At 66.4% G+C, this 10,189-nt stretch carries 8 protein-coding genes and 1 pseudogene; 3 read left to right on the top strand and 6 right to left on the bottom strand.

What is annotated here, in order from left to right; genetic code table 11:
• The first annotated feature begins 788 nt into the window (after nt 1-788).
• The 3 genes from Q4A20_RS13940 (at nt 789) to Q4A20_RS13930 (ending at nt 4,742) form a co-directional block, all read left to right on the top strand.
• Nucleotides 789-1,667 (top strand): MurR/RpiR family transcriptional regulator, encoded by an 879-nt coding sequence (locus Q4A20_RS13940; RefSeq protein ID WP_303123884.1) that lies wholly within the window; start codon nt 789-791, stop codon nt 1,665-1,667.
• Nucleotides 1,668-1,848: 181 nt separating this feature from the next.
• Entirely contained in the window at nt 1,849-3,321 is a 1,473-nt protein-coding gene (locus Q4A20_RS13935) for a glycoside hydrolase family 1 protein (RefSeq protein WP_303123882.1), read from the top strand.
• On the top strand, nt 3,321-4,742 hold the full coding sequence (locus tag Q4A20_RS13930; protein ID WP_303123881.1) for a PTS transporter subunit EIIC: 1,422 nt from the start codon (nt 3,321-3,323) through the stop codon (nt 4,740-4,742). The genes Q4A20_RS13935 and Q4A20_RS13930 overlap by 1 nt, the downstream gene beginning before the upstream one ends.
• Here the strand turns inward: Q4A20_RS13930 and Q4A20_RS13925 are convergent.
• The 6 genes and pseudogenes from Q4A20_RS13925 to Q4A20_RS15190 form a co-directional block, all read right to left on the bottom strand.
• Nucleotides 4,739-6,655, bottom strand: a complete 1,917-nt coding sequence (locus Q4A20_RS13925) for an ABC transporter permease (RefSeq protein ID WP_303123879.1) — start codon at nt 6,653-6,655, stop codon at nt 4,739-4,741. The two genes, Q4A20_RS13930 and Q4A20_RS13925, sit on opposite strands and share 4 nt — an antisense overlap.
• Nucleotides 6,652-7,440 (bottom strand): ABC transporter ATP-binding protein, encoded by a 789-nt coding sequence (locus Q4A20_RS13920; protein WP_303123878.1) that lies wholly within the window; start codon nt 7,438-7,440, stop codon nt 6,652-6,654. The genes Q4A20_RS13925 and Q4A20_RS13920 overlap by 4 nt, the downstream gene beginning before the upstream one ends.
• Nucleotides 7,437-7,961, bottom strand: a complete 525-nt coding sequence (locus Q4A20_RS13915) for a PadR family transcriptional regulator (protein WP_303123876.1) — start codon at nt 7,959-7,961, stop codon at nt 7,437-7,439. Before Q4A20_RS13915 ends, Q4A20_RS13920 begins: the two co-directional genes overlap by 4 nt.
• A gap of 171 nt (nt 7,962-8,132) precedes the next feature.
• Nucleotides 8,133-8,705: a MauE/DoxX family redox-associated membrane protein gene (locus tag Q4A20_RS13910; protein ID WP_303123874.1), complete on the bottom strand. Its 573-nt coding sequence runs from the start codon at nt 8,703-8,705 to the stop codon at nt 8,133-8,135.
• Between the two features lie 789 nt (nt 8,706-9,494).
• Complete coding sequence (locus tag Q4A20_RS13905) at nt 9,495-9,659, bottom strand: hypothetical protein (RefSeq protein WP_303123872.1); 165 nt, start codon at nt 9,657-9,659, stop codon at nt 9,495-9,497.
• 124 nt (nt 9,660-9,783) lie between these two features.
• Nucleotides 9,784-10,014 (bottom strand): annotated as a pseudogene (locus Q4A20_RS15190) (IS3 family transposase); the annotation flags it as partial.
• Between the last annotated feature and the right edge of the window lie 175 nt (nt 10,015-10,189).

Genomic DNA, 10,189 nt, shown 5'->3' with positions numbered 1-10,189 from the left:
GCCCCAAACCCTCCACATTCGGTAGGGTTTCGGGCTCATGAGGACGTGTTCGACCAGCGCAGGTCGTTCTCGGGCTGATAGGGACGTGTTCGGGGCGGCGGGGTCGTTCTCGGGCGGGCAAGGACTCGTCGGGCCGGGCGGTGGCGTCGAGGACCAACCGGCGTCGTCGAACATCCCCCACCGACCCACCCGAACCGGCTCTTCGTACTCATGGCTGTGGTGGCTGGCGTGTTGCGGGGTGAAGGACGCGGCGAGCCTGCCGGTTCAACCGTGCCGGACCCGGCCGCACTTGGCTGCCTGCAACTCCGGTGCTTGGAAACGGGCCCATCTGCAACGCCGCTTTCCGGTTTGCTACGCCGCTTCGGGGTTAACAACGCCGGTTAACCGTCTGCTGAAGGCCCCCGCAGGTATACAGCAGAACGTTAAGTAGCGTTGTTAACGCCCAACCGGCACTCCAGACACCCCACCCCGTGTCATGTCTCAGGACATCGGCGACAGCTCTGCCGCAGCCCACCACAACCACCACACCCTCAAACCGGAAGAGCCAGTAATTCTGGTGACCTGCCGCTGGCCGGGAGTTGGTCGCCTGCCAGTGGCTCAGGTTTATTCGGCTGGGCAGCGCGGGCGTCCCCGCGGCGCGTGGGACGCATGAGGGCGTGCAGTCCGGCTATGTGGGAGAGCCAATGGCCGGTCCTCGCCTGTGGGACTTGCGCGAGGCCTGGAGTACAGTTTCCTGAGGGATTGTGACGATCGTTTCATCCGTTCGGGTGTGGGGCGGAGGGGGAGAGGTGCCGTCGATCGACCTTCCCGAATATGGGGACCACTTCTCGCTCAAGCACTTCAGCCTGCTCAATGCACTCCTGGGGGCCTTCAACGTAGCCGAGGTCGGCACGCCCGGCTACGTGCTGTCAAAGTACTTGCTGGAGCACTTCGATGACCTGCCCCGGCTGAACGTCTACGAGGTGGCCGAGGAATGCTCCATCTCGAGGTCGAGCATCCGCCGTTTCTGCAAGGCGATCGGCTTCGAGACCTTCACTGGGGTCAAGGCGGCCGCCTACGAATGGCAACTGCACTGGCGGTACTTCGTCGACTACGCGAACGAACCCGGGTTCGACGCCTACCTGTCTACGCGTATAGTCCGCATGCTCTCCGACATTCGTGATGTCGCGGCCTCCCGAGGGGTGCACGAGTTCGTGGAGGATCTGCACCGTGCGCGCGAGGTGGTGTGCCTCGCCTCAGACTTCTCATCCATGAGTGTGCGCGAGTTTCAACAGGCCATGCTCTACGGCGGCAAGCTCGTCCATGTCTTGACTGAGGGCTCCGGGGACCCGGCGATGCTCGAAGCAATCACCTCCAAGGATCTGATCGTGGTGGTGTCGGTGACCGGAAACTACGCCAAGGCGGCCTCTAAGCAGCTGCGAACACTGCGTGCACGCACCACGGTGCTGACCACCAACCGCTCGGCGGAGCTGCATCCCCTGTTCGACCGGATCATCTACCTCAGTAGCGAGGACCTCCAGGGACGCAGAAGCGTGTATTCGAAGTACGGGGTGAGCGTGTTCTTCGACCTGGTCTACAGCCAGTACACGCGGCGATACCTCGCCTCGGCGCCGGTGCGGCGCTCCCTCGAACCCGGCTGGCATCCCGGCGACGGCGTTCTGGACTGAGGGTGTGCGCACATGCCACGCGAGTAGGGAGGGAACTGCCGCATTGGGTGGAGATGGTTCCGCCGTCGCCGACGACGCCGACGACGGACAGCGGGGGTTCAGAATCTGAACCCCGAGGCTGGGCGGACCACTCCTAACTTTGAAGCACCACCACGCCGGTGCATTTCAAAGGAGATGGCACATGCACTACGACTGGAATCCCCGTTTTCCTGAGGGCTTCTTATTCGGCGCCTCCAGCGCCGCCTGGCAGGTTGAGGGCGCCACCACCGAGGGCGGCCGCACACCCGCGATCATCGACCTCAACTCACAGAAGAAGGCCCCGTTCGTGGATAACAAGTTCACCGCGGACCACTACCACCGCTACGGCGAGGACGTCGCGCTCATGAAGGAGTGCGGCCTGACCAGCTACCGCTTCTCGATCGCCTGGCCGCGTATCATCCCGGTCGCCGACGGCGCCGTGAACCCCAGCGGCATCGGCTTCTACGATCGGCTGATCGACGAGCTGTTGGCGGCCGGCATCACTCCGATCGTCACCCTGTACCACTACGACATGCCGGTGTGGGTCGAGGAGGAGCTGGGCGGCTGGCGGTCGCGCGAGATCATTCCCGCCTTCGCGCACTATGCGCGCACCTGCTTCGAGGTCTTTGGCGATCGCGTCAAGTACTGGCTCAGTATCAATGAGCAGAACATGCAGATCTGCTACGGCGACTGGCTCGGCGTATCCAAGGGCGTCGAGGACTGGTTCCGGGACAAGTGGCGAATCAACCACATTATGAACCTCTGCCACGCCACGGCCGTCAACCTGTGCCACGAAGTTGTTGACGGCGGCAAGATCGGCCCGGTTCCCGGCTACGTGCCGATCTACCCCGAGACCTGCCGCCCCGAGGACCAGATCGCCGCAATGAACGCGGAGGAGTTCACCGAGAAGATCTGGTGCGACACCTACGCCCACGGAGACTACTCGCCCTTCCTGTACAACTACTGGCGCAACCACGACATCGACCCGGATATCCGGCCGGGCGACATCGAGACGATGAAGCGGGCGAAGAGCGACTTCCTCGCGGTCAACTGCTACCGGTCCAATACGGCCAGGCACGCCCCGGCCGACGCCGAGCCGCAGGACTATCTGCTGAACGCGTCCGGTAAGAAGGGGGAACTCACTTTCCCGGTGGTTCCCGGCCAGTACGCCCTCACCCGCAATCCTTACGTCGAGTACACCGACTGGGACTGGGAGATCGACCCGGTCGCGATGCGCTACGCCCTGCGCTACCTCTGGGACCACTATCGGCTGCCGATGGTTATCACCGAGAACGGGCTGGGCGCCCACGAGTCCAAGAGCCCCGACGGGAAGGTCCATGATCCGCAGCGCTTGAACTACATCCGGGACAACCTCTACCAGATCGGCTTGGCCATTGAGGACGGCGTCGACGTCTTCGGCTATAACGCCTGGACCTTCACCGACCTGCTGTCCACCGGCAATGGGATGGCGAAGCGGTACGGCTTCGTCTTCATCGACACCACCGATGAGGAGCAGCAGGCGACCGATGACGTCTCCACCCTGGCCCTGACCCGCATACCCAAGGACTCCTACTACTGGTACCAGTCCTTCATTGCCTCCGGGGCGACGCAGTGGGGCAAGGAGATGAGCAACTGATGGGGGTAAAGGAGGACCGCATCGCGCTCAGCCGCGACCTGATCGAATACATGGGCGGCGAGGCGAATATCTTGGCGGCGGCTCACTGCTACACGCGTCTGCGCCTGACGGCAAGAGACGCGTCGAAAATCGATGAGGCCGCCATCACGGGTCGCGACGGGGTGCTGGGGCTGGTCAAGCGCAACGGCCAGTATCAGATCGTGATCGGCCCGGAGGCGACCGACCTGTACCACGAATTCGTGCAGCTCGGCGACTTCGAATCCGCCGGTGGCGTCGTCGACGAACAGGCCGCGGCGCAGGACGCCCACCACTCCGCGGGGAGCGACGAGGCGGGGGAGCAGGGACGGCGCGGCTGGATGACCACCGTCCTGGACTTCATCGGGGGCACGTTCTCACCGGTTATTCCTGTGCTGATCGCGGGCGGCCTGACCGGGGCCGTGCTGACGGTGCTGACGAACTTCTTCCACGTCGCCGACACCTCCGGCACCTACCAGGTCTTCTACGCCGTCAACCAGGCCGCCTTCTACTTCCTGCCGGTCTTCATCGGGTTCAGCGCCGCACGCAAACTCAACGTGGACGGCTACCTGGGTGCCTTCCTCGGCACGGTACTGCTGTACGAGACGATTAATGGGGCGGAAGAGCTGACCTTCGTGGGGCTCCCGGTAGCCCAGGTCACCTACAACACCACGGTGTTCCCGATCATTCTGGGCGTGCTGTTCATGAGCCTGGTGTACCGCGGATTCGGGCGCATTCTGCCCGGGGCGCTGCGCGCGGTCTTTCTGCCGTTGCTGACCATGCTGGTGACGGTCCCGGTGACGCTGCTGGCGCTGGGACCGATAGGCAACGTGCTCGGCGGCTGGCTGGCCACCGGCGTGACCGCGATCTACCACGCCGCACCGCCGCTGGCCGTGCTCACCATTGGGGCGACGACGCCGTTCCTGGTGTTCTTCGGCATGAACAATGCGCTTTACCCGGTGATCTTCGCCCTGTTCGATTCGGTTGGCGGCGATCCGCTGGTGATGGCCGGCATGCTGGCGGCGAACGTGTCCGTGGGCGCCGCCTGCCTCGCCGTGGGGCTCAGGTCCCGGCAAATCAAAACCAGGTCCGTGGCGATCTCCGCCGGCATCACCGGCCTGCTGGGCATTACCGAGCCGGGCGTCTACGGCGTCCTGTTCCCGCTGCGCCGCCCGTTGATCGCCGCCGTCATCGGCGGTGGCGCCGGAGGACTGCTGGCCGGCCTGCTGGGCACCACCCAGTACGTCATCGCCAGCCCGAGCTTCGCCTCACTGCCCGCCTACATCCCTGCCGACGGTTCAATGTCGAACTTCTACGGGGCGATCGGGGTGGCGGTCTTCTCGGTGGTGGTCGCCTTCGCCGCGGCATGGCTGCTCGGAACCGGGGAGAAGGCACGGGACTCCTAAAGCGGGGTAAGTGCCGGCGTTCCCGACGGCGCCGGAGCCACCCACGCCCGCCGCAGCGTCCGTTGGGGCATCCCCACCAGGCGCAGCAGCGACAGCACCCGGCGCCGCGCCAGCAGAGAGGAGACGGTGGATACCGCCAGCGCCGCCGTCGATACCCCCGCGGCGATGAGGATGCCGATATATCCCAGGGCCGCGAACTGGTTCTCCAACGCGGAGGCGGAGGTGACCACATTGTCGACCCGTGAGACCGGATAGTGGGTGATCACTCCCGGCGTCGAGTTCACCATGGCGGTGCGGGCGCGCTCCACCGAGGCCGCCTCGCCGTCGGTCGCGACCAGCAGCATGGCCGTGGCATCGGCCTCGGGCACGGTATACGGCCGCGGATCGGCGGCCTCGTTGAGGAGCCAGTCCCAGCCGACGCTGACCCACTCCGAGTCCTCGACCGCCCCCGGGGAATCGGCGTCGAGGGCGCCCAGGGCGCGGGCGTCCTCCGTCCGCAGCGCCAGCCGCATGGAGGCGTCCTCGGAATCACCCGTCGCGTCCGGGGCGATGGCGACGGCGGTCACGCCCTCGACCTGCGCGATCCGGTCCGCCACCTGCTCGAGCTCGGCTGCGGCGTCGGGCTCGGGCAGCGTGTACAGCGTCGTCGGTGCCAGATAGCCGCGGCCCTCGCGCAGCTCCGGGGTGCCGGCCGCGGCGGTGATGGCGACTGCGAACAGGGTCACCGCGTACACGGCGACGACGAGGCCGCCGACGGCGCGGAAGGTCGCCCGGGGATGCTGGACCATCCTGCCCAGACCGATCACCTGCGCCGCGTTGCGGGCGCGGCGCTGCGCCAGGCGAGCGGCCCATGAGGTCAGCAGGGGGCCGGCCCACAGCAGCCCCAGCATGGTCAGCACGAATGAGGCCACCAGCAGTTGGCCAGTGGGCATGAGGGCGGCCCACCCCGAGCCGGATGCGACGGCGCTGGTGAGAATGTGCACCGTCGTCAGTCCCGCCAGGCCCAGCAGCAGGGGCAGGAGGGAACGCAGCCGCGGCGGGTGTTCGCGGCGCTCGCGGGAGGCACCCAAGGGGCCGATGTCGGCCCGCAGCGTCGTCCACCAGGTCACTGCCGCCGCCATCAGGGGGACGGCGACGACGGTCGCGCCGATGACTCCCGGCGAGGTCAGCAGATCGCGTGGGAAGAAGGTCGAGGAGCCGATCTCAAGGCGCGCCGCCAGCGGGATGAGGAGGAGATACAGGATGACGCCGAGCACTGCTCCCAGCAGGGCCGTCACGGCGGTCTCCGCCGCGGCGATCCGCGCTACTCGCCCGGGAGTGGCGCCGATCAGCCGCAGGGTGGCGAAGCGCTCGGCGCGTTGTGCCGCGCCGAGACCGGTGACGATGGCGATCAGCTCCAGTACGCGTGACTGCTCCACCCCGAGCACCAGCACCAGGGAGTCCGGCCCCTCGATGGCGTCGTCGGACAGGACTCCCACGCGCTCGCCGTAGCGCTCGCCCAGCTGGTCGGCGGGCACGGCATCGATGAGCTCGGCCAGGGCGGGGGAGGCGAGGTACTGGCCCGGGCGGGGGACGACGGCGGAGCCGGGGATCCGCACTCGGGTGTCCGGTGTGGCGGCAACCATCAGGATGGTGATCAGGTGATCCTCGTAGTGGTCGGTGGCTGATACGGCGGCGGCCGTCTCCGGCGTTAAGACGGTGTCCTCCTCAAGTTCCTGCATCGCCCCCGGGTTTGTCAGCATCAGGTCGGTCCAGGTGGAGCGCTCGGAGCGCTGCCCGAAGGCCTGGGCGGCGGCGGCCAGTAGCAGGAAGAGCGCGACGCCGATCATGACGCCCGCCGTAATACCCGCAAGACGGCGGCGAGCGGCGCGGTCTCCGGCTACCACCAGGCGGGTCAGGGGGAGCGTGCTCATCGTGCCTGCTCCTCGCCGTCGGGCCGGGCTGCGGCGAGCAGCCCGTTGTTGAGGCTGACGCGCCCGTCGCGGATGATCACCTCGCGGTCGGCGTAGGCTGCGATGCGGGCGTCGTGGGTGACGATCACCAGGGCGGAGTGCGCCGCACGCGCGGCCTTGAGCAGGGCGCCCATTGTCTGCTCGGCGGCCAGGGAGTCCAGGGAACCGGTGGGCTCGTCGGTGAACAGGATACGCGGCGAGGTGGCCAGGGCGCGGGCGACGGCGACGCGTTGGGCCTGCCCGCCCGAGAGCTGGGTGGGCAGTTTGCGTTCGTGGTCGCCCAGGTCGAGGGCCGACAGTTGGGTGTGGGCGCGTTCTAGGGCTTTCCGGCGCGAGGTCCCTGCCAGCAGCAGTGGCAGTGTCACGTTGTCCAGCGCCGATAGGTCAGGCAGGAGCTGACCGAACTGGAAGATGAAGCCGAACTCGGCCAGGCGCAGGCGGGCGCGGTCGGCTTCATTGAGGGCGGCGATGTCGCGGCCGCCGTAGTGCACGCTGCCGGCGTCGGGCGTCAGCACTCCCGCCAGCACGTGCAGGAGCGTGGACTTGCCCGAGCCGGAGGGGCCGGTGATGGCCAGGACCTCGCCCGTGGCGATGTCGAGGTCGATGCCGCGCAGGGCGTGCGTGGTGCCGAAGGTGAGTTTCAGTCCGCGCGCCTGCACGATCGCCTCGGGTACCGAGGCGGGGGAGGATGTGGGGGAAGCGACTGGGGCGGCCGAAGCGTTCGGTGTGGAGGATGCGGTGCTCATGCCCGGACCTCCCGGCGCAGCTCGTTCAGGCGGGCGGCGGTCAGGTCGATCCAGTGCAGGTCCGCCTCCAGGTGGTACAGGGCGTGGTCGGCGATGAGGATCGTGTGCAGGTCTGCCCCCTCCTTGCGGCGGGTGAGTTCGCGCATGCGGGCGGTGTGGGCGGCGCGTTGCAGGTCCAGGAGGTGCTCGGCGTCGTCGTCGAGCAGGAGCGCGATGATGGTCTTGGCGAACAGGTCCGCCTGGATGGAGTCGGAGGGGACCTCGGGGCTGCGGATCCACTCCTCGACGGCGGCGCGGCCGGCCTTGGTGATTTCGTAGCGCTTGCGCTCCGGGCCGGCGCCGGTTTCGGCCCCGGTCTGGACGATGAGGCCGTCGCGCAACAGACGGGCGAGGGTGGCGTAGACCTGGCCGAAGGCGAGCGGTTTGGTGTCGGCGAACCAACGGTCCCAGTGCGTCTTGAGGTCGTATCCGTAGCCGGGGCCGGTGCCGAGCAGCCCGAGGAGGGTGAGGCGGGTGTCCATGAGCGGGACTATACACGCAGTGTATACCTGTGGTGTGTAGTGCTAGGAGTGTGGCGGTTATCGCTACCCTGCTCGTGGTGCCGCGACGCGCAGCTGGACGGGTAGTGGAGCTACCGGTCCGTCACCCACCCAGCCTCGTAGATAGGCGTCTTCTTCTGGCGATGTGCGACGCTAGTGCGGAGCGGGCGCCTCGTGCTGAGCATCGGCGGGCCTGGTGTGAAGTATTCTGCGCGCTTGTCCGATCGATTCCCCGATCCACCAAGTTGCGATGAGTGCCAGGGGCGTTGCGGCCATCAGAGAGAAGTCGTTGCCCGCGAGTGCGAGCCGCGGCTCACCGGGCCATGCCGCCGCAGCGGCGAGGAGAACCGCGATGGTGAGGTTCCTGCCGGCGATTGCCCCGTTGACTGTCGACTGCCGCAGCGCCCCGAAACAGCCGCACTCGTTGGCCAGTCTCCGCATGACCGCCTGAGCGACCACGGCGGCGAAGACGAAGTACAATGTGGCACCTGTCCAAGAGATTACTCTGGGCCACATGCCCAGGACCAGTGCTGTCCCCAGGACCAGTTCGGCGGCGGGCAACGTAACGGCGACGACGACCGCAACTGGTCGAGGAGCCAGGCGATAACCTTCAATGTCACCGACGTTCTTCGCAAGAGTCTGCCGGTGTTTCCCCTGCGCGGCCGCAGCAAGAACTACACCCGCGAGAATCCTGACTATGCCGAGTGCCCATACCATGCTGGTCATCTCCGGAGTGCGTCGCTCAGATAATAGGAGCGCAGTAGAGTTGCCAACGTGTGCAGTATGTCGCTAGGCAGCCGGTGCACAAGACCGCTGCCGCCGCGAGGTGTGCCTGAGCGCCGGTGTTGATGTCGTCGAAATAAGCCTGAGAGCGTCTTCCCTGATCTTCGAAGTCGATGACGGTCGTCAGTGTTACTGCTGGTTCCGGTCGAGGTGCGGGGTCGCGTTGGCTGACGTCTTCTCGGGGAAGAGAAGTTGGATGAGGCCGAAAAAGCCCACCCCTCCGGCGGTTCCGATGACGGTGCGCCGTGACGACGTCCGACCTCGGGGGGGCGAGAAAGAGCATGAAGGCGCATTTGCTGCGTCACGGTCCTTTCCTTTCGGCAGGGAGCCGCGTGTGTAGCTCAAGTAACAAAATCGCATTTGTGAGTTTACTCACCATGCGCTGCCGTGTCAAGGGTGCGACGAGACTCATCTCAGATGCCCGCGAAAGTGGTTCGGTGCCTCATCTAGAACTGCCCGCAAGGGGCGGGGATCGTGGCGGGCATGGGGAGTGGGTTGTCAATGCAGGCCAGGGCTGAGATCGCTAGGAAGTGCGCGGGGGCGTATGCCGAGGCGTCTAAGAAGGGTGGTGGAGAATGTCGGGGTGGGCCTGCGTTGGTTCGTGTTCGAACTGGTTGGGTGTGCGGTACCCGATCGTCGAGCGCAGACATCTTTGATTATAGGTCAATGCTGGTCCACGATGCATCCCTTATCGCCTTGCTCTGGACGGGGTAGACCATGCGGTGCACGCGCTCATTCTTGAGCGTGGCGTTGAAGGACTCCGCCCACGCACTTGTCCCAGCGCACCCCGGTGCGTCTCACCGGCGGCCTAATCCCATAGGACTTCAGGTGGTCCAGCACGGTGGCCAGGTACACGAGCCCCGCCCAGGTGGGAATGTAGGTGGGGGTACCTCCCACGAAGTGGGGGAATATCCCCAACCCACTTCACGCCCGGGACAGTTGCGGTGAAGTCTCGCTGGATCAGGTCGGGGCGCTCGTCCAGGTCCTGGGCCGGAACCGTGGTACGGACCTTGCGGTGCGGCCGCGCCGCGCGTAGACCCAGCTTGCCCATGATCGACCTGACCGTGCCCACGTCCTCCTGCGCCCCCTGCCAGTCCAATGTGGCGGCTACCCTGCGGTACCCGTAGGTGCCGTCGGACTCGGCGAAGATCTTCTCGATATGTGCGGCCAGCTCCCTACGCCGGGTAGCGGTGGCGGACTCAGGCCTGCTGCGCCAGTCGTGTGGTAGCCGGACTTCGACACACCCGTCCACCCACCGAGCGCACCCAGGCAATCGGGTAGTTGCCCCTGTTTGCGGCGGATCAGCTCATACTGGGCTGCCGGCGGGCCCGTGGAATGTTGAGTCATAAAACGACCTGGCGTTCCGGTGGGTGTTTTAGTGTCTTTTTTGGGTTTCGGCTTGGTCGGTGAGGTAGGTGATGGTGCGG

The organism is Actinomyces sp. (assembly GCF_030530635.1).
Taxonomy (GTDB): domain Bacteria; phylum Actinomycetota; class Actinomycetes; order Actinomycetales; family Actinomycetaceae; genus Actinomyces.
This window is presented reverse-complemented; position numbering and strand designations above follow the sequence as displayed.